This is a genomic window from Mycobacterium sp. BK086, from assembly GCA_004362315.1.
Taxonomy (GTDB): Bacteria; Actinomycetota; Actinomycetes; order Mycobacteriales; family Mycobacteriaceae; genus Mycobacterium.
The window spans coordinates 422,156-441,764 of the sequence record SNWL01000003.1 but is presented as its reverse complement, the minus strand read 5'-3'; the positions used below and the strand labels follow the sequence as shown (position 1 = coordinate 441,764).

Genomic DNA, 19,609 nt, shown 5'->3' with positions numbered 1-19,609 from the left:
TTCGCTCGCCCCGATTAACCCGACAGGCCCTTGGCCCACGGGTAGGACTTCAGATACGGATCCGGGGTGATCGGGCCGGGGGACTCCCAGATCGTGTAGATCAGGCCGTCGGGATGGATCTCGCCGATCCGCGCGGTCTTGGTGATGTGGTGGTTCTCGCCGTCGATGGTGACCAGGCCCTCCGGAGCGTCGAAGGTGACGCCGCCGGCGTTGTCCTGAATCGCCTTGACGTCGAAGGACTTACCCTTCTCGACGGTGTTCTTCCAGAGGTAGACCGACACGTAGGCGGCTTCCATCGGGTCCGAGGTGGGCTTGTTCTGGCCGTACTTGGCCTTGTAAGCCGCCACGAACGCCTTGTTCACCGGATTGTCGAGGGTCTGGTAGTAGTTCCACGCGGTCAGCTGGCCGGCGATGTTCTGCGCGCCGATACCGGTGACCTCTTCCTCGGCGATCGACACCGAGACCACCGGCATCTTCTGCGGGGTGAGGCCGGCGTTGGTGTACTCCTTGAAGAACGCGACGTTGGAGTCACCGTTGAGGGTGTTGAACACCGCGCCGGCGTTGGACGCGCGGACCTTGTTGACGATCGTGGAGAAGTCGGTGGAGCCCAGCGGGGTGTAGTCCTCGCCCTTGATCTCGATCCCGTTGGCCGCCGCGTAGGCCTTGATGATGCGGTTGGCCGTCTGCGGGAAGACGTAGTCGCTACCCACCAGATACAGCGACGTGACGCCCTTCTCCTTGAGGAAGTCCAGGGCCGGCACGATCTGCTGGTTGGTGGTGGCGCCGGTATAGAAGATGTTCTTCGACGATTCCAGGCCCTCGTACTGCACGGGGTAGTACAGCAGCGAGTTGTTGCTCTCGAACACCGGCAGCATGGCCTTGCGGCTCGAGCTGGTCCAGCCGCCGAACACCGCGGCAACGCAGTCGTCCTTGATCAGCTTCTCGGCCTTCTGCGCGAAAACGGCCGGGTCAGAGGCCCCGTCCTCGCCGACAACCTGGATCTGCTTGCCCAGCACACCGCCCTTGGAATTGATCTCGTCGACGGCGAGCTTGATGGCGTCGCGCACGGTGACCTCGGAGATCGCCATGGTGCCCGACAACGAGTTCAGCGAACCCACCTTGATGTTGGATCCAGACGTGTCGACGCACGATTCGGACTTTGCTGAGTCCGTCTCGCTCGCCTTGCTGCCGCAGCCGGACAGCACGAGTCCTGCCGTCACCATCACGCTCGTCGCAGCCAAAGCCGATCGATTCAGAGCGGAACGCCGGAGTTGCATAGAGGCCCTTTCATGTTGGGAACGACAAGCATTGGGCCGCGACAGACCTGTTGGCCCCCGAACCCACGGTTGGTGTCGACCCGGACGTTAGAGCGCATAAGTTTCTGTGACATATCTGTGTGTGACGAACGGGTTAACCTGCTATTCATTCGCTGGTTCCGGAGGGGTGCCGACACGGGTAACGCTGTCGGTAGCGTGGCCGATATGGCGGATATGCGAAAAGTGACAGCAAGGGTTGGGGCGGCGCTGGTGATGGCGGCTGCCGGTGTTGCGGCCACTCACGCGGTGTCGAACGCCGATCCGGCGCCAGGACACCAGGTGACCTACACGCTCGCGACGGGCGGCACATACGACTTCACCATCACCTATCTGACGGCTCAGCCGCCCAGCAAGGACGCCTTCAACGCGGATTCCAACCCGTTCATGAAGCGCGAGACCATCACGGTGTCGCCGGATGCGCCGTGGGTCTTCCAAACCACCCTCGACGACCCGCAGTGGGCATTCCTGCAGGTCGCGAGCACCACGCACGGTGGGCAGGGCGCCCCTAACGCGCACTGCGAGGTGTCGATCGACGGCCAGGTGGCCGTCGCGCAGGACGCCCCCTACAGCCCGCAGTGCTACCTGTCGAAGTGGACCTCATAACTTCTTTGTGAAGAACACCCGGCGGAAGCCGTCCTGACCGGCTCGGTGCGTCTCGACGTAGCCGAACCGCGGATACATGGCGATGTTCTCGGTCATTGCGGCATTGGTATAGAGGCGGACCTCGGTCAGGCCGGCGTCGTGAGCGTCGTCCTCGGTGCGGCGGAGAAGTAGAGCGCCGTACCCGCGGCCCTGCGCCTCGGGCGCGACGGCGATGGACTCGAGTAACAGGTGGTCGTCCATCACGACGGTGACGATGCTGCCCACGAGTTGGTCGTTGTCGATCAGCACCCACGTGTTGGCGGTCTCGATGAGCGCGGCGTGGTCGGCGTCCATCGGTGCGGGCCGGCGGCCGATGCGGGCGACGTACTTCTCGTAGGCCCGCTCGACGAGGTGTGCGATGGCGGGTGCATCGGCCGCGGTGGCCCGGCGTAACAACATCTGCTCACGGTAAAGCCACAGACTGCGTCGGTACGTTTGGAGCGGTGGGTAGCTCGATAGCGCTTGTCGGTCCCGGCGCAATAGGTTCCACCGTCGCCGCGCTGCTGCATGCGGCCGGTCATCAGGTGACGTTGTGTGGTCACACGCCGCGAGATCAGATTGAGGTCCGGCCGGATGACAAGGACGCGATCGTCGTCCCCGGGCCGGTGTTGACCGATCCCGCCGACGTCGGCGGCGTCGTCGACGTGGTCCTGCTTGCGGTGAAAGACACTCACAACGAAGCGGCGGCCGGCTGGCTGCAGACATTGTGCGACGGCCACACGGTCGTGTGCGTGCTGCAGAACGGTGTCGAGCAGGTCGAGCGGGTCGGAAAGTTCAGTCCGTCGGCCCATATCGTGCCGGCCGTTGTGTGGTTCTCGGCCGAGACGCAGCCGGGCGGCTGGGTGCGACTGCGGACCGGCGTGCGGCTGGTGCTGCCCGACGGCGACGACGCCGAAACGCTGGCAGCGGTGCTGCGTCCGGCCGGGATGACGGTAGAGCTGGATCCTGACTTCCGCACCGAGACCTGGCGCAAGCTGTTGGTCAACGCGCTGGCCGGGTTCATGGTGCTGGCGCGGAGACGGTCCGGGATGTTCCGCCGCGACGATGTCGCCGCGCTGGCACGCCGCTATGTCGCCGAATGCCTGGCGGTGGCCCGTGCCGAAGGCGCGGCGCTGCCTGATTCGGTCATCGACGAGATGCTTGGGATCTTCGTCGCCGCACCGGAGGATCTGACCACGTCGATGCTGACCGATGCCGAAGCGCACCGCCGTCTGGAGTGGGATATTCGCAACGGCGTCATCGTTCGCAAGGCTGCCGAGCACGGGCTGGCGACGCCGATCAGTGATGTCTTGGTGCCGTTGCTTGCCGCGGCCAGCGACGGACCCGGCTAGACAGGTGGCATCCTGGCCAGGTGGGGATGATTTTCCGCTTGGTCGAGCTACTGCTCGTCCTGGTGCCGATCGTCGGTGCGCTGTACGCGGCGTTCCGGGGTATCTCGGCGCTCACCAAGCGATCCCCTGATGCGCCCGAGGCGCTGCCGGCCCGCGACGAGGCCAAAAGCCATGCGGCACAATGGCGCACGGTCACCCGGGTGATCGACGAGCACAACCGCACCGATACGCGCTGGCTGGACTACGAGCTCGACGCCGCCAAACTGCTCGACTTTCCGGCGATGACCGATATGCGCGATCCGCTCACGCTGGCCTTCCACCGGGCGAAACTGCGTGCGGAGCTGCTGCGCCCGGGCAAGGCCGAGGATCTGCTCGACGATCCGGAGGCGGCGCGGCAGTATCTCGAGGCGGTCGAGGAATACGCGACCGCGTTCGACGCCGCCGAGAGCGAGGCCCGCCGGCGCAGGCGCAGCGATTTTTCCAGGGAAGACCAGCAGCGGATGACGCGGGCGCAGAGCCTGCTGCGGGTGGCCGCCGATCACGGTGCCACCCCGCAGGAGCGTGAGCGCGCGTACCAGCTGGCTCGCGGTGAGCTCGACGGGCTTCTCGTGCTGCCCGACCGGACCAGAGCCGCACTCGAGCGGGGCATCGCGGGGGAGTTGGGCGACTAGCCGAATTCGGTTGGGCGGATGGGGTTTATCCCCAGACTCGGGTTGATCCACAGACTGGTTTCCGGGGTCAGTTTTATCGGCGGTGGGCCGTAATGTTTCGAACATGAGTTCGATTGAAGTGGCGTTGGATGCGCTGGATGCCGCGGTCGAACGTGTGGTTGCTGCCGATGTCGGGGACCTGCCTGCGCCGCAGCGGTTCGCAGCGTTGGAACGGCTCGAGAACGCGATCCGTCGGCAGGTCGCCACGGCCCATGCGCAGACCCTGCGGTTGGAGCGCTACGAGGGGTGTCCGCCGATTCCGATCGTGCTGGCTGATGTGCTGCGGATCAGCCGGAGCGCGGCCAAGCGTCGGATGCGTGATGCCGAACAACTCACGCCGCGCACCAGCCTGACTGGCGAGCCGTTGGCGGCTCTGCTCCCCGAAGTCGGCCAAGCCTGGGACGCAGGTGATCTCGACATCGAACATGTGCGGGTCATTCAGAAGTTCTTCCGGGACGTGCCCGATCATGTCGGGCCGGTCGAGGTGGAGAAGGCCGAACGGACGCTAGCTGAGCATGCCCGGACGATGCGGCCCGATCAGCTGGAGAAGGTGGCTGACCGGCTGGCCGCCCACCTCAATCCCGACGGGCAGTTCTCCGACGAGGACCGCGCCCGCAAGCGCGGCTTCCAATGGTGCGGCGGTCAACGCGCCGACGGTATGAGTGTGGGAAAGCTGATCGCTGATCCGATGTTGCGGGCCCAGCTCGACGCCTGGTTTGCGAAAGTCGCCGCACCGCAGCCCGAGGATCTGCGCAGCCACGCCCAACGCCAACACGACGCCTTAACCCACTTGGTGCGGGACCGGCTGGGTGATCCGAAACTCGGCCAGCACAAAGGACTTCCCGTCACCATGATCGTCACCACCACGCTGCAAGACCTGCAGGCCGGAGCCGGTCAGGCCGTCACCGCCGGCGGAACCTTGATCCCCATGACGGACCTGATCCGGGCTGCGACGCCGTCGTACAACTATCTGGCGGTGTTCGACGGCGTGACCGGCCAATCCCTGTGGCTGGGCCGCAGCAAGCGGCTGGCGTCAGCGGATCAACGCATCATGCTGCTCGCCAAATACCGTGGCTGCACCGCACCCGGCTGCACCGTCAACGGCTACAACAGCCAAGTGCATCACGCCACCACAGACTGGAAACACGGCGGCACCACCGACATCGACCACCTCACCCTGGCCTGCAAATGCGACAACCTGCTCGTTGAGAACGACGGCTGGAACACCCGCCAACTCCCTAACGGCCAAACAGAATGGACCCCACCACCCGACGTCCCACTACGCGGCGGCACCAACGACTACCACCACCCCGAACGACTGCTTCCCAAGGACGACGAAAAGGACTAACCCTGGGTGGGGCGAACTGGGCGCTAGAACGCCAGCAGGTTCTCCCGCAGGGTGTCGTATTCGTACGACTCCCGCACGACGCCGAGGTCGCGCAGCGCGGGTACCAGGCCTTCGGTGATGTCGGTGACATACCGGCGGCTCAGGTGTTGCAGGGGCGTGGTCAGCAGGAAGCCGTCCCCGCCCACAGCTTCCATGGCATCGGCCATCTCGGCGGCGACGTCGGCGGGCGTCCCGACCAGCGGCAGGCAACTGGCGAATCCGGTTGCCGTGGTGGCCAGTTCGCGCAGGGTCTTACCGCTACCGGCCTGCATGAACTTGTTCAACGACCCCTGCTCACCGTTGGTGGTCAGTGGTGGCAGCTCTTCGTCCAGAGGGAAGCTCGAGAAGTCGATGTCGGTGACGGTCGAAATCATGCCCAGCTGGCTGGTGATGAACGCATCGGTGTTGACCATCGAGTACCGCTTGGCCTCGGCGTCCGCGGCGCTGTCACCCAGTACCGGGGTCACCAGGAACATCACCTTGATGTCGTCGGGATTGCGGCCGGCGGCCTGCGCGCGGGCCCGGATGTCGTTGCGGTAGTCGATCATTCCGTCGATGCCTTCGGCGATCGCGACGATGGAATCGGCTGTCTCGGCGGCGAACTGCCGTCCGCGCGGGGAGCCGCCCGCCTGTAGATACACCGGTCGGCCCTGCGGGGTGCGCGGAACGTTGAGCGGGCCGCGTGACTTGTAGAACTTGCCGACGAAGTTCACCTCGTGAACCTTGGTGTGGTCGACGTAGGTCCCCGACTCGCGATCCATCACCACGGCGCCCTCATCCCACGAGGCCAACAGCTTGGTGACCACCTCGACGAACTCGTCGGCCATGTCGTAGCGCACCTGCCGCGGCGGTAGGGCGTCGAGCCCCACGTTGTGCGCGGCCTGCTCTTCACCTGAGGTGACGATGTTCCAGCCGAATCGCCCGTCGGAGAGGTGGTCGAGGCTGGCGATCATCCGGGCCAGCGTGAACGGCGGATAGGACAGGATCGACGCGGTGGCGATCACACCGAGCTTGGTCGTCGCCTTGACGACCGCCCCGGCCAGCACGGTGGCGTCCAGCTTGGGCACCTGAAGCGCATGCTTGAGCGCGGCCTCGGTGGAATTGCCGAACGCATTGGACACCATCAGCGTGTCCTCGATCATGAGGTAGTCGAAGCAGGCGCCCTCGAGCATCTTGGCCATCTCGATGTGGAAGTCGGCGTTCGCCCATGACGAGTTCACCCGGTCGAACGGGTTCAGCCATTGCGGCGGAGCGTAATTCATGAACCAGCCGAGATGCATCTTCTTCGCCATGACTGTGACTTCACCCGCAGGCGATTTCCGGACTGTGGCGCGTCGTGAAAATCCGTATTACGCCGGTAGCGATTTCGGCGCGAAAACCGCCGCTGGGCGAACGAAAACGCGCCGAAATCCCTAAAAGGGTGGGCGCCAGCGTAATGCGCGTGGAACCGAAAATGCGGTGACCGAAACATCGACCAGTCACATTGAGCGGCAAGGAGGTTTGGCATGTTTCATCTCGGTTGGTTCATGGGCAGCGGTTTCAGCGTGCAGACCTGGGCGCTCGATCCGTGGGCGGGCAGCACCGGCCACGACTGGATGCGCGGTGACCTGTTCGTCGACCTGGCCGCATCACTGGAGCGAGCGTGTTTCGACTACCTGCTGGTCGAGGACACCAGCATGGTCGAGGACGCCTACGGCCGATCGATGGAAACCACCTTGAAGTACGGCATACTGGCCCCCAAATGCGATCCGGTTCCGCTGATTCCGCTGCTGACCCAGCGCACCAGGAACATCGGCATCGCGGTGACGTTGTCGACGAGCTTCTACCACCCGTACATGGCCGCCAGGACCATGACCACGCTGGATCACCTGACCGAGGGCCGGGTGGGCCTCAACGTCGTCACCGGCAGCTCGGCACGGGCCGCTCAGCAGTACGGTTACGACGACCTGATGCTGCACAGCGAACGCTACGAGATGGCCAAGGAGTGGATGGAAGCCGTTGGTGCGCTGTGGGACTCGTGGGAGCCGGGAAGTGTGCTCGTCGATCAGGAAACGCCGCGCTATGCCGACCACACCAAAGTGCACACCGTCGACTTCGACGGCAAGTACTTCCGCACCCGCGGTCCGCTGAACACCATTCCCGGCCCGCAGCGCAGGCCGGTGATCGTGCAGGCCGGCGCCTCCCCGGCGGGGCGGGATCTGGCCGCCAAGTACGCCGAGTCGATGCTGGCCCATGGCACCAGCATCGAGTCGATGAAAGCGTTCCGGCTGGATATGCACCGGCGGATGCGCGAGTACGGCCGCGACCCCAGCACACTGAAGATCCTGTTCCTGATCGACCCCATCCTCGGCGACACCGACCGGGTGGCACAGGCCCGCGAGGAGGACATGGCGGCGGCCCGGTGGAGCGAGCATGCCATCCAAAAGGCCTTGTGGGGGCTGAGTTACACCTCGGGTGGGGAGTTCGACTTCTCCACCTTCGATCTCGACAAGGAAGTGCCCGACGTGTGGGGGAACGGGGAGACCAGCACGTTGCGCACGTTCATCGAGGGCGCGCGGGGCAAGACCCTGCGGGAGGCGATTGCCACCGTCGACACCCACGCGGGACTGGCATTCGTCGGATCCCCGGACACCGTCGCGGCCAAGATGGGTGAGGCCATGGAGGAAGTCGGCGGTGACGGTTTCCTACTGTCGCCGGTGGTGACGCGGCGCAACATCGCCGAGATCGCCGACGGTCTCGCATCGGCCCTGCGTAAGCGCGGGCTGATCCGAGATGGCTATTCCCACCGCACCTTCCGCGAGAATCTCCTCGAATTCTAGGACTCACCGGCGTAATACGCGGTGCATTGCGGCGACGCGGCCGTGTCATCCAGTCACGTTTAACTCGTCGCAACCAGCCGAGCAGGAGGCATTCATGAACGACAACAGGAATTCCGGGACCCGGATCACCGGCCCCGAGTGGAACCGGCGCGCCTTCCTCAAGGCCGGCGGCATCACCGTCGGCGGTCTGGGACTGGCGTCGTGGCTAGCGGCGTGCGGCGGACCCGGCACCACCAGCAACGGCGGAACCCTCAACCTGCGCATGCCGTTCCTCGCCGATATGCAGGTGCCCGACCCCGACATCATGTACGAGGGCGAGGGTGTCCAGGTGATGGAGTCGGCCTACGAGGGTCTGGTGCGTTACCAGCCCGGCTCGTCGACGATCATCGGCAACCTGGCCAAGTCGTGGACCGTCTCACCGGACCAGCTCACCTACACCTTCACCCTGCAACCCGGTGTGAAGTTCCACGACGGCACCCCCGCCGACGCCGCATCCTGGGTGAAAAGCTTTGAGCGGCGGGCGAAAGTGGATCAGGGCCCGGCCTACATGGTGGCCGGTGTGGTCAAGACCGACGCTCCCGACCCCACCACGTTCGTCGTCACCCTCAAGGAACGCAACAACGCCTTCATCCACTACATGGCCTGTCCGTGGCAGCCGTTCGCGGTCAGCCCCACCGCGGTCGCCAAGAACGCCGTCGGCGACGACCTGGCGCAGGAATGGCTCAAGACCAACGACGCGGGCACCGGGCCCTACATGTTCAAGGAATTCGTGGCGGGCAGCCACTACCTGCTCGAGGCCTTCCCTGATTACTGGGGCCCCAAGCCGACTTTCAAGACCCTACGCATCGACATCACCCCCAGTGTCGCGACCCAGAAGCTCCAACTGGACTCCGGTGCCTTCGATCTGGTCACCAAGGGTTTCGCGATCCCCGATGTGCTGACCTATCAGAAGAATTCGGCCTTCACGGTGGTCAACTCCTTCGGTGGTGTCGGCGAGGCGGTCTGGCTGAACCCGACCTCGGGGATCTTCGCCAACAAGGCGCTGCGCCAGGCGATGCTGACCGCGCTGGACCGCGAATCGGTGGTCACCACCTCATGGGGCGGCCTCACCAGCGTGCAGAAGGGCATGTGGCCGGACCAGACGTTCTCCTCGACCCTGGCGCCGTTCCCCAGTCAGGTCGACGGGGCGGCGTTGAAGGCCCTGGTGGGATCACTGCCGTCGAAGAAGATCGATCTGGCGTGGAGTGCGGACGGCGGAGCGCCGCGCCAGCAGATGACCGAACTCCTCCAAACCCAGCTCGCGGCATACGGTTTCGATGTCACCGTGCGGACCATCCCGGTCTCCGAGCAATTCGACCTGGCCAACCAGCCGCCTGAGAAGCGGCCCGACATGATGGTGAGCTTCCTCGGCGGTGATGCGCTGCACCTGGACACCACCTTCCGCATCCTCGCGCGCACCGGTGCCAAGCCCCTGAACTTCTACCAGTATTCGAACCCCGAGCTGGACGCACTCATGGACAAGGCGGTACAGGCGCAGACTCCGGAGGAGACCCAGGCCACCTATGTGCAGTGCAGCAAGATCATCCTCGACGATGCCCTGTGGATCCCGCTGTGCCTGCCGCCGAACTCCACGATCTCGCACAGCTATGTGTCCGGCGTGGAGGACAATTCCTTCTATCCGGCGATCTTCTGGCCGCAGTCACTCAAGCGGGCGTGACCAGTTCACGAAAGCCGCTGCGGTGAAACACGATTGGTGACACGTCGGGATACACCGCCAGAGCGGTGATCTGCAGCACCACGATCTGGTGGTCGCCGGCCTCGATCCGTTTGAACGGCGCGCACTCCAGCCACAGGGTGGAGCCGTGCACGAACACGGCTCCGCTCTCGGTGGAGGTCCAGTCGACATCGCGGAAGCGGTCGCCGTTCTTGGCTGACAGTGAGCGGGCGACCAGCGCGTGCTCGTCGGCGAGCACCGAGAGGCCCAGGCGTTGCAGGCCGGCCAGTTTCGGCCACGTGGACGACGTGTTCGCGACGCACACCGACACCAGCGGCGGGTCGAGCGAGACCGTGGTGAACGAGCTTGCCGCCATGCCTTCGGCCACGCCGTCCCGCATACCGCAGAACGCGGTCACCCCGCTGGGGAAGCAGCCGAACGCCTGACGCAGCAGGGCCTGGTCGAACCTGCCGTCGACCGCGGTGATCATGCCGACACCTGCGGGGCGAAGCGGCGGGCCAGCTCGAGCCATTTGTCGAGATCCGGCGATGTCTCGTACTCGGAGTCGAGCAGGTACAGGCTCGGGGCCGGACAGCTCGCGCCGATCTCGACGAGCACCGGACGCAGCGTGAGTTCCGGTGCCAGCGCATGAATCTGGGATGCGCCGAGCATTAGCGGGTAGGTGGTGATGCCGTTCAGCTCGCCCTGCCCGAACTGGTCGAGGAACAACTTCAACAACCCGGTATAGGTGGCCTTGAACGTCGGCGACGCGACCACCAGTGAGTCCGCCGACTTCACGATCTCCTTGGCGGCGGCCACCGCGGGGTCGCCCCAGCCGAGCAGCCCCGGCCCGAGATCGACGACGTCGATAACATGCTGGGGGGCAACGCCGGTCAGCTTGTGCGCGACCAATTCGGCCGCGGCTCGGGTCCGCGACATGGGCTTGGGGTTTCCTACGACAACGACGGTCATAGCGGCGAGTCAAACCGGGGGATATTTCTGCCGACCGTCAGGGTGGTAAAGCCTGCATTGCGCCACGGCACCGCTGTCTCCCGGGTATCGGCGCAATACGTTCGACACGTCGGTGACGTGGACGCGTCATGCGGTGCCGCTTTGCTGATGGTGTCCGAGCGGCCCACGGCGGCTGCGCTCGTAGCTTCACCACCTGGTCGAAACTCCCGCAGAACAAGGGCGCAGTTATGGACAACGCATCGAATGACATCCCCGGGATCGAGCCGAGGGCGCGGGTACAGGATCTCCACGTCACTTTTCAGCGTCGCGGAGTCGATGTGCACGCGCTGCGCGGGCTGAGCCTGGATGTCCTGCCCGGCGAGGTGCTGGCCTTGGTGGGGGAGTCGGGGTCGGGCAAGAGCGTGATGGGCCTTGCGCTGCTCGGGCTGTTGGCCGGTGAGCCCGCGCCGATCGTCACGGGCCGCGCCGAGGTGTGCGGGGTGGACATGGTGGCGGCCAGTCCCGAGGAACGCCGTCAGGTGCGCAAGGCACACCTGGGTGCGGTGTTTCAGGACCCGATGACGTCCCTGGATCCCACGATGCGGGTGGGCAGGCAGATCACCGAGGCGGCTGGTGATTCCGAGGAGGCCCGGCGCCTGCTGGATCTCGTCGGTGTGCCGGATCCGGTGCGGCGGATGAAGGCCTATCCCCATGAACTGTCGGGCGGTCTTCGCCAGCGGGTCATGATCGCCATGGCAGTGGCGGGAAAACCCGATCTGGTGATCGCCGACGAACCCACCACGGCGCTGGACGTGACGGTGCAGGCGCAGGTGCTGGCCCTGCTGCGGGATCTGTGCAACGAGCTGGGCACCTCGTTCATCGTCGTGACCCACGACATCGGTGTCGCCTCCCAGATCTGCGACCGCGTCGCAGTCATGTACGGCGGCCGGCTCGCCGAGTTCGGCGCGATGGACGACGTGCTGGCCGCCCCGTCGCATCCCTACACCATGGGGTTGCTGAATTCGCGTCTGGATCTTGACCTTCCGCTGGGACAGGCGATCGCCGCGCTGCCGGGCCAGCCACCCGATCCGCGCAACCACCCGGCCGGATGTGCGTTCGCACCGCGCTGTCCTGCGGTGATCGAGCCGTGCTCGCAGAGCCTTCCCGAGCCGGTACCGGCGAGCAGCCATCCCGGGCTGGTGGCATGCATTGTCGAGAATGCGGCCGCGGCAACGCATTCCCGTTCCGAGACCCGCTCGTTCGCGCCGATGCCGCCCGTCGACGAAGACCGGCCCGTGCTGCAGATCAACGGAGTCGACAAGCAGTTCGGGGTCAGTCGCGGCCTTCTGAAGCGCGATGCCCTGCATGCCCTTCGACATGTCATCCTCGATGTGGCGCCGGGGGAGTCGATCGCCGTGGTGGGCGAATCAGGTTCGGGGAAGTCGACATTGCTGCGGGTGGTCGCCGGGCTGCTCGATCCCGACGGCGGCAGCGTCGAGCACACCGGCAATCGCCCCCAGGTGGTGTTCCAGGACGCCGGTGCCTCGCTGACGCCATGGATGACGGTCGGCGAGCTCGTTGGTGAGCGGCTACTCAAGACCACCGGGCGAGCCGAGCGCCGTGAGCGCGTCGACGAAGTCCTGCGCCAGGTCGGGCTGCCGCCGGACGTCGCCGCCATCAAGGCGAGTCTGCTGTCCGGTGGCCAGCGTCAGCGGGTGGCGTTGGCCCGCGCGATCATCGTGCCACCGCAACTGTTGCTGTGCGACGAGCCGACGTCGGCGCTGGACGCCTCCTTGGCCGCGTCGGTGCTCAACCTGCTGCAGGACCTGCGCCGGGAATTGGGCATGGCCGTCATGTTCGTCACGCATGACCTGGCTGCCGCGCGGTTCATTTCGGACCGCATCGCGGTGATGTACCTCGGACAGATCGTCGAAGTCGCCCCCACCGAGGACCTGATCAACAGCCCGAAACATCCCTACACCAAGGCGCTGCTGGCGGCCGTGCCGTCCCCGGGAGCCGCACCGGTTCGGCTGGCGGGCGAGCCCGCGAGCCCGCTGGCGGTGCCCACCGGATGCGCGTTCCATCCGCGCTGCCCGGAACGGATCGACCGGTGCACCAACCAGTCCCCGCAGCTGCTGTCGATCGACGGCACCAGCAGGCACATGGCGGCATGTCTGCTCGCGACCGGGCAGCCCGAGGAACTCCTGCTGGCGTAGTGGCATGACGACATCAACAAGGAAGAGGAGTAGGTAATGGCGAGCAAGTTCCACCTCGGTTGGTTCATGAATTTCATTCCGCCCGAATGGGATTCCCCGTGGGCATCCCCGGACGTGGCGAACTGGTCCAATGGGCGGTTCTATGTGGACATGGCCCGCAGCATGGAGCGCGCCTGCTTCGACTTCATCATGATCGAAGACACCGTCATGGTCGCCGACGCATACGGCGGCACCATGGAAGGGGCGCTGAAGAATTCGATCTTCGCCCCCAAACACGACCCGGTGCCGCTCGCGGTGCTGATCGCGGCGAACACGTCCAACCTTGGTGTGGTGGCGACGATGTCGACATCGTTCTATCCGCCGTACCTGTTGGCCCGGTTGGCCTCCACGGTCGATTCGATCGCCGGGGGCCGGTTCGGCTGGAACATCGTGTCCTCGGCCGAAGACCGCGCGGCGCAGAACTTCGGTCTGGATGCACTGCCCGAACACGACGAGCGCTACAACGTGGCCGACGAGTACTACGACCTGGTCTGCGAGCTGTGGGATTCCTGGGATGCCGATGCGGTGGTCATGGACCGCGAGACCCACACCTATGCCGACTACAAGAAGGTCCGCACCGTCGACTTCGTCGGTAAGTACTTCAAGTCCCGCGGTCCGTTGAACACGGTGCCCTCACCGCAGCACAAGCCGACGATCCTGCAGGCCGGCGCGTCGCCGCGGGGGCGCGCCTTCGCTGCCCGCGCGGCCGACGCGATCGTCGCCGTCGGCACCGGAGTCGAGGGAATGCGGTCCTACCGCAACGATATTCGTAAGCGGGCTGCCGAGGCCGGGCGCGATCCTGACGACATCAAACTGATGTTCTGCGTATCGCCTGTCGTCGCCGCGACCGAGGAGGAGGCGCGCGCCGATATCGACCGTCTCACGGCGACCCGGAGCTATGTGGAGAAGCAACTGGTCAGCATCGCGTCGAACACCGAGATCGATTTTAAGCAATTCGACTGGGACCAACCACTTCCCGAGGACCTGACGACCAACGGGGAACGTGGCTCACTCGAGCATTTCATGCGCGGCGACGGCAGCCCGGGACCGAAGACGCTTCGCCAGCTGGCCGTCGACTGGGCCACCACGGGCGTGGAATTCGTCGGCACGCCCGAGACGGTCGCACGCAAGATGGGCGAGGCGATGGAGGAGATCGGTGGCGACGGGTTCCTGATCATGAAGCCCGGCTGGGACCTCAACCGCAACTACATCGCGTCCATCACCGACGGCCTGGTGCCCGAGCTGCAACGGCTGGGGCTGACCCGCACGTCGTACAGCACGTCCACCCTGCGCGAGACGCTGCGCGAATTCTGATCCGGCACAACGAAACGAGGAGAACTCCATGGCGGTCGCCGAATATTACGTACCGACTCCACTCGTCCGGTATCGCAGCCGGCTCGGGCTGGGCGTCCGGCAGTATTTCCAGGGCACATCGGTACCCAACTACGTCGCGTTCGGCGGGCTGGCCGCCATGTTCGTCCTGGCCATCTTCGCCGCCCACATCGCGCCGTATGATCCGCTGGCGGTGGTCGGCCAGCCGATGGCGGCCCCGAACGGCGCCAACCTGTTCGGCACCGACACCGTCGGTCGCGACATCTTCAGCCGGGTGCTGGTCGGCATGCAGTCCAGCTGGTGGGGTGCGCTCGGGGTGGGTGCGTTCGGCGCGATCTTCGGCGGCCTCGTCGGCCTGGTCGCCGGCGCCCGCGGCGGCTGGGTCGACGCCGTCCTGATGCGGGTGACCGACGCGTTCCTGGCGCTGCCCGGGCCGATCCTCGCGCTGGCGGTCGTCGCCGCGCTCGGCCGGTCCTACACGCACACCCTGATCGGGGTGGCGATCGTGTGGTGGCCGCTGTACACCCGCATCGTGCGGGCCGAGGTGCGCAGGCTTCGGGCCTCACCGCACATGGAGGCGGCCCGGGTAGGCGGAATCGGCCGGTGGCGGTTGATGTACCGGCATCTGCTGCCCGGCGCGATTCCGGTGACGATTGTCACCCTGAGCCTGGACATCGCGGCCCTGGTCCTGATTGTGGCGGGATTGTCATTCCTCGGACTCGGTGCTCCCCAGCCCGCACCCGAACTCGGATCGATGAGCGCGCAGGGTGTCACCTACATCTTCAGCGCGTGGTGGATTCCGATCATGCCCGCGGTCGGTGTCGCGGTGATCGCGCTGGTCGCCAACTTCGCCGGCGACGCGATCCGCGACCGGATTCGGGACCGCTGATGCTCGCCATCCTCACGGTCCTGCCCCGCCGGCTGCTCGGCGCGATCCCGGTGCTGATCATGCTCGTCCTGGCGGTGTTCTCCTTGCAGAAGCTGGCGCCGGTCGACCCGATCGCAGCCCTGGTGGGCGCCAAGGCTTCTCCCGAGGTCTATGCGGCCGCGCGGCACCAGCTCGGCCTGGATCAGCCACTGCCCATGCAGTTCTGGAACTACCTCACCAAGGCGGTCACCGGTGACCTCGGTCAGTCGACCGTCACTCGGACCCCGGTGCTGTCTGACCTGGCTAGCTTCCTGCCGGTGACACTGGAGTTGCTCTTCGCCGCAATGATTTTCACCGTGGTCATCGGCTTCGTGCTGGGCCTCATCACCGCACAGGGCTGGCGTGGCTCGGGAGTGCTCCGGGTGGTCATGGTGTCGGGCGCGTCGGTGCCGGTGTTCCTGGCCTGCCTGCTGGGCATGCTGGTCTTCTACCGGTGGCTGAATATTCTGCCGGTGACCGGCCAGACGTCGTACGTCGACGCCCCGACGGGACCGACGCACTTCCTGCTGATCGACAGTCTGTTGGCCGGCCGCCCGGACATCTTCGCCGACGACATCTATCACCTTCTGCTGCCGGCGTTCTGCCTGGCGTTGACCCCCGCGGTCGCGGTGGGTCGTGTCCTGCGGAGCAGCCTGGAAGCGACGTTGCGGGCCGATCACACCCGAACTGCGCGCTCGATCGGGTTGTCGGAGAAGCGAATTGTGGTGGTGCACTCACTGCGCAACTCGGTGGGTCCGGTACTGGCCCTGCTGGGGTTGCAGCTCGCGTTGATGGTCGGCAACTGCATCCTTGTCGAATTGATCTTCGCCCGACCGGGAATCGGTCTCTACATATCGCGCGCCATCGACAAGGCGGACTTCAACGCCATCGCCGGGGTGACGCTGGCGGTCGGTGCGCTCTACGTGGTGACCAATATCGTCATCGACATGATGCAATCGCTCGCCGATCCGAGAGTGGCGCTGTAGAACTTGGTGCCGTCTCTGCTCGTCAGCTCGTGGATGTGGCACCTGACCCGATGGAACGGGCTGTTCCTGGGCACCTACCTGGTGACCCACCTCGGTGGTCCGCCGATCGCGAACCAATTCGTCGGGGTGGCCATGTTCGCGCCGATGCTCGCGGGTGCCTACTTCTCGTCGCGATCCGATATCGAGCCTCGCACCATGGTTTTCGTGACCGAGCTCGTGCTGCTGCCGGTGTCGGTGCTCATGACCGTGCTGGTGTCCACCGGGGCGGTGTCGATGTGGATGATCTATCCGTTCGAACTGGCCTACGGATTCGGTGGCATGGTCAACATGACCGCTCAGCGGGAGCTGCTGTTCCGTCTCGCCGGCCCGGACCGCGCGACTCGGGTGCTCAACATCGAAGTGACGAGCATGGCCGCCGCCATGATGCTGGGGCCTCTGCTCGGAGGGCTCACGATTTCGGTCTTCGGCCTCGGGGTGGCATTCGGCGTTCCCGCGGCGCTGCTCGCCGGCTCGGTGCTGCTGTTCTGGACGTCGACCCGGCGCTATGCCCCGCCGAGGCTCGCCGCGGTGCCGGTGCGGCAGGGCACTGACTGGCGGCTGCTGTCCCGCTCACCGGCGCTGACCCTGATCCTGCTGGTGACCGTGATCTGCAATCTGTGCTATTTCGCGTTCCTGCCACTGGTTCCGGTGATTGCCGAGCATCTCGACGCGGGTGCGGCGATGGCAGGCGTGATCGGTGCGGCGGCCGGGATCGCACAGTTGGTGGTGGGCAGTGCTCTGGTGATGCGCCCGGTGCGGCGTCCGCTGGCCGCGTACGTCGGCGGTGTCGCGCTCTGCCTGGGCTGCCTCGGGATCGTCGCGGCCACACCGCTGTTGAGCGTGACGCTGGTCGCGTTGGGGATCGCCGGAATCGGGCAGGCGCTGTTCGGGTCGGCGCAGGCGACGCTGCCGGTGGCGGCGGTCGGCATCCATGAACGTGCCGCCGCACTCGGACTTCTCAGCACGACGATCGGACTGGCACTGCCGACCGGGATGGTGATCCTGGGCGTCACCTCCAGCGTGCTGGGCCCGCAGCGCGCCATGCTGGTGTCGGCTCTGGTGGGCCTGCTGACACTGGCCGCCACACTTGTGGTCGGCCGCAGGTACCTGAACAGGCCGACGCTAGGCGAACCGGCGGGCCGTGGCGGAGAAGGCGACTCGGTCGCCGCGTAGCCGCAACTGCGACAACGCCCGTGGCTGTCCCAGCTCGTCCTCGATGACGTCCTCGAGCCAGATCAGCGGAGCACCGACCTCCACGTCGACCAGTTCGGCGCTCTGTTCGTCGGCGGCGATCGCGCCGATGGTGCAGTGGCTGCCGCCGATCTGGATACCCAGTTTTCGTTCGAGGATCAGGATGACATCGGAGTCGTCGATGTCGATGTCGAGCGACTGGCCCTCCGGCAACGCGATGTAGCTGACCGAAATGCCCAGTGGTAATGAGTCTTTCAGCATCAGGCTTTCGATCATCAGCACGGTCCACCCCGCCGGGAGGCGCAGTCGGTCACGGACCAGGGGAGGGCACCCCAGCGATCGGTAATCCAGCCGGCGGGACGCTACGGGTGCGAGCTCGTCGATCGGCAACAGCAGCGCGCCCGTCGCGCGGGTTCCGTTCTTGGGTTCGCGGACCACCAAGCCCTCCCTTGCCAGCTGCTGAAGTACCGCCCGTACCGTGTTGCGGCTCGCCGAAAGGGCGTCGGTCAGTTCACTTTCGACCAGCGCCATGGTGGGTCCGGTGGTGACCAGGGTCGAGCGCAGGAGGTCGTAGGTCCGCCGCGCGGAGTTGTTCAGCCGGTCCGGGCTGGCGCGCTGGCGCTGATAGACCACCTCGGGCCGGAGTGCGGCCCGAGGGTGATATCCCGCTCGACAGCTCCCGTACATCGCTGGGTCGTGAAGCGCCAACCTAGGTCTCCTTCCCGGCGGCCAGATTCCCAACTATCGGGGACCAAAGTCCCTTGCCGATATTTCACCAGGAGTTTGTTACCGGTTGCTGGCAGACCTGATTCGCGCCGGTTACGCCGCCGTCATGCGCTTGCCCACAAAGTGGGCCAACTGTGCGCTGCACAACAGAAGCACCGCGATCAGTGCGAAAAGACCGGCCATGCTGATCTGGGTGGCGAGTACGGCACAGCCCACCGAACCGGCGAGCATGCCGATACCCGCGGAGATACGGAACTTCGCCAGCCCCGCAGAGGACTCACTGACCTGTGCCACGACGAGCACCGGCAGGCTGGCGGTCGCGCCCGCCAGGCTGATGCCGAACAGCGTTGAGGCGACGAAATAGGTTCCGGTGCTGGGCTCCAGCGCCAGCAGCGCGGCGCACAGCGTGCCCATCAGGAACGAGGACACCAGCACGGCCACCACACCCACGCGGTTGATCACGCGGTACGCGATCTGCAGTGCCAGGATCTCGGCCACAGACATGAGCGCGATGGCCACCGCGATCGTGCTGACCGGATAGTGCCGGACCGCACCGGCCAGCGGTAGCGCGGTGAACAACACGCCACCTCTGAGGAAGTCGCCGACCATCGCCAGGACGAGCGCGGCCCGGCTGCCCGGCGAGCGGACGAATTGTGGCAGCCCGACGGTCGGCCGCCCGATCCCCGGCGGTGCGGCAAGCCTGGGCAGTGCCACCGCCAGCGCAGCGGTGACCAGCAGGGCCAGCACGCCGGTGCCGACGAAGGCGAGCTGATAGCCGGCCCTGCCCTCGACAATGCCGGCGACGAGCAGACCACCCGGCGAGCCCAGCGCCCCGCCGAGCAGGAATGCCGCGTTGAAGCGGGCCAGGCATCGCGCGATATCGGGGTCGGATTGCCCTGGTGGCATTGGTGTTTCGACTCGTGGTGCAACGCGCACCGCGGCCTGCAATCCCGCGCCGAGCACCACCCCGCTGCCCAGCCCCTGCAGCATCCGCGACGCCATCAGCAGCACTCCGCCGTCGGCAACGCCCATGCCGATACAGGCGATCGCGAACATGGCCAACCCGGTGGTCAGCGCCACCCTGGCGTCGAGCCCGGGGACGAACCTGGTGCCGAACACGTCCACGATGATGACGCCGAGGCAGGCGGCCAGCATGAACACCCCGATATAGGTGCTGCTGTCCGACGCCGCCTGGATGAACAGCACTTCCAGGGGAGCGGTGAGACTCATCGTGACGCCGGCGGCGGCCATCAGCGGAAGGAACCACCGCGACCCGTACCGTCGTGGGACGGAGCAACGCATC

General features: G+C 65.9%; 18 protein-coding genes. 11 read left to right on the top strand and 7 right to left on the bottom strand.

The genetic code is table 11. From position 1 onward, the window contains the following. Window positions 1-14: 14 nt before the first annotated feature. Window positions 15-1,277, bottom strand: coding sequence for an urea ABC transporter substrate-binding protein (urtA, locus tag EV580_RS02070; RefSeq protein WP_133689494.1), 1,263 nt, complete (start codon window positions 1,275-1,277; stop codon window positions 15-17). A gap of 204 nt (window positions 1,278-1,481) precedes the next feature. Here urtA and EV580_RS02065 point away from each other — a divergent pair, with 204 nt between their 5' ends. Then, window positions 1,482-1,919: an Rv2576c family protein gene (locus EV580_RS02065; protein WP_166654559.1), complete on the top strand. Its 438-nt coding sequence runs from the start codon at window positions 1,482-1,484 to the stop codon at window positions 1,917-1,919. Here EV580_RS02065 and EV580_RS02060 read toward each other — a convergent pair. After that, window positions 1,914-2,438, bottom strand: a complete 525-nt coding sequence (locus tag EV580_RS02060; protein ID WP_353619767.1) for a GNAT family N-acetyltransferase — start codon at window positions 2,436-2,438, stop codon at window positions 1,914-1,916. The genes EV580_RS02065 and EV580_RS02060 overlap by 6 nt on opposite strands. On the opposite strand from EV580_RS02060, the gene EV580_RS02055 reads away from it, so the two are divergent. The 3 genes from EV580_RS02055 (at window position 2,402) to EV580_RS02045 (ending at window position 5,347) form a co-directional block, all read left to right on the top strand. Next, window positions 2,402-3,289 carry an oxidoreductase gene (locus EV580_RS02055; protein ID WP_133689492.1) on the top strand — a complete coding sequence of 296 codons (888 nt, stop codon included), beginning with the start codon at window positions 2,402-2,404 and terminating at the stop codon, window positions 3,287-3,289. The two genes, EV580_RS02060 and EV580_RS02055, sit on opposite strands and share 37 nt — an antisense overlap. A 20-nt stretch (window positions 3,290-3,309) precedes the next feature. After that, entirely contained in the window at window positions 3,310-3,960 is a 651-nt protein-coding gene (locus EV580_RS02050; RefSeq protein WP_133689491.1) for a hypothetical protein, read from the top strand. Between the two features lie 103 nt (window positions 3,961-4,063). After that, window positions 4,064-5,347, top strand: coding sequence for an HNH endonuclease signature motif containing protein (locus tag EV580_RS02045; RefSeq protein WP_133689490.1), 1,284 nt, complete (start codon window positions 4,064-4,066; stop codon window positions 5,345-5,347). Between the two features lie 23 nt (window positions 5,348-5,370). Here the strand turns inward: EV580_RS02045 and EV580_RS02040 are convergent, their stop codons facing one another. Beyond that, window positions 5,371-6,678, bottom strand: a complete 1,308-nt coding sequence (locus EV580_RS02040; RefSeq protein WP_133689489.1) for an NtaA/DmoA family FMN-dependent monooxygenase — start codon at window positions 6,676-6,678, stop codon at window positions 5,371-5,373. A gap of 213 nt (window positions 6,679-6,891) precedes the next feature. On the opposite strand from EV580_RS02040, the gene EV580_RS02035 reads away from it, so the two are divergent. Both EV580_RS02035 and EV580_RS02030 read left to right on the top strand, forming a co-directional pair. Continuing rightward, on the top strand, window positions 6,892-8,205 hold the full coding sequence (locus EV580_RS02035) for an NtaA/DmoA family FMN-dependent monooxygenase (RefSeq protein WP_133689488.1): 1,314 nt from the start codon (window positions 6,892-6,894) through the stop codon (window positions 8,203-8,205). 94 nt (window positions 8,206-8,299) lie between these two features. Beyond that, on the top strand, window positions 8,300-9,922 hold the full coding sequence (locus tag EV580_RS02030; RefSeq protein WP_133689487.1) for an ABC transporter substrate-binding protein: 1,623 nt from the start codon (window positions 8,300-8,302) through the stop codon (window positions 9,920-9,922). Here EV580_RS02030 and EV580_RS02025 read toward each other — a convergent pair. Together EV580_RS02025 and EV580_RS02020 are read right to left on the bottom strand one after the other, a co-directional pair. Next, window positions 9,909-10,409, bottom strand: a complete 501-nt coding sequence (locus EV580_RS02025) for a flavin reductase family protein (protein WP_133689486.1) — start codon at window positions 10,407-10,409, stop codon at window positions 9,909-9,911. The genes EV580_RS02030 and EV580_RS02025 overlap by 14 nt on opposite strands. Beyond that, entirely contained in the window at window positions 10,406-10,891 is a 486-nt protein-coding gene (locus EV580_RS02020; RefSeq protein ID WP_133689485.1) for an NADPH-dependent FMN reductase, read from the bottom strand. The genes EV580_RS02025 and EV580_RS02020 overlap by 4 nt, the downstream gene beginning before the upstream one ends. Before the next feature lie 227 nt (window positions 10,892-11,118). On the opposite strand from EV580_RS02020, the gene EV580_RS02015 reads away from it, so the two are divergent. Genes EV580_RS02015 through EV580_RS01995 form a run of 5 tightly spaced genes read left to right on the top strand, consistent with a single transcriptional unit; the run spans window position 11,119 to window position 17,562 of the window. Beyond that, window positions 11,119-13,086, top strand: a complete 1,968-nt coding sequence (locus EV580_RS02015) for a dipeptide ABC transporter ATP-binding protein (RefSeq protein WP_133689484.1) — start codon at window positions 11,119-11,121, stop codon at window positions 13,084-13,086. 36 nt (window positions 13,087-13,122) lie between these two features. Further along, a complete protein-coding gene (locus EV580_RS02010; protein WP_133689483.1) occupies window positions 13,123-14,439 on the top strand; it encodes an NtaA/DmoA family FMN-dependent monooxygenase in 1,317 nt (438 codons plus the stop codon). Window positions 14,440-14,467: 28 nt separating this feature from the next. Further along, a complete protein-coding gene (locus EV580_RS02005; protein WP_133689482.1) occupies window positions 14,468-15,346 on the top strand; it encodes an ABC transporter permease in 879 nt (292 codons plus the stop codon). After that, window positions 15,346-16,350 carry an ABC transporter permease gene (locus EV580_RS02000; protein WP_166654558.1) on the top strand — a complete coding sequence of 335 codons (1,005 nt, stop codon included), beginning with the start codon at window positions 15,346-15,348 and terminating at the stop codon, window positions 16,348-16,350. Before EV580_RS02005 ends, EV580_RS02000 begins: the two co-directional genes overlap by 1 nt. 6 nt (window positions 16,351-16,356) lie before the next feature. Next, complete coding sequence (locus EV580_RS01995) at window positions 16,357-17,562, top strand: MFS transporter (RefSeq protein ID WP_133689481.1); 1,206 nt, start codon at window positions 16,357-16,359, stop codon at window positions 17,560-17,562. Here the strand turns inward: EV580_RS01995 and EV580_RS01990 are convergent. Beyond that, the gene (locus tag EV580_RS01990) at window positions 17,512-18,288 is read right to left on the bottom strand and encodes a GntR family transcriptional regulator (RefSeq protein WP_255497098.1); all 777 of its coding nucleotides are present in this window, start codon (window positions 18,286-18,288) and stop codon (window positions 17,512-17,514) included. The genes EV580_RS01995 and EV580_RS01990 overlap by 51 nt on opposite strands. 111 nt (window positions 18,289-18,399) lie before the next feature. Then, complete coding sequence (locus EV580_RS01985) at window positions 18,400-19,608, bottom strand: MFS transporter (protein ID WP_255497097.1); 1,209 nt, start codon at window positions 19,606-19,608, stop codon at window positions 18,400-18,402. Between the last annotated feature and the right edge of the window lies 1 nt (window position 19,609).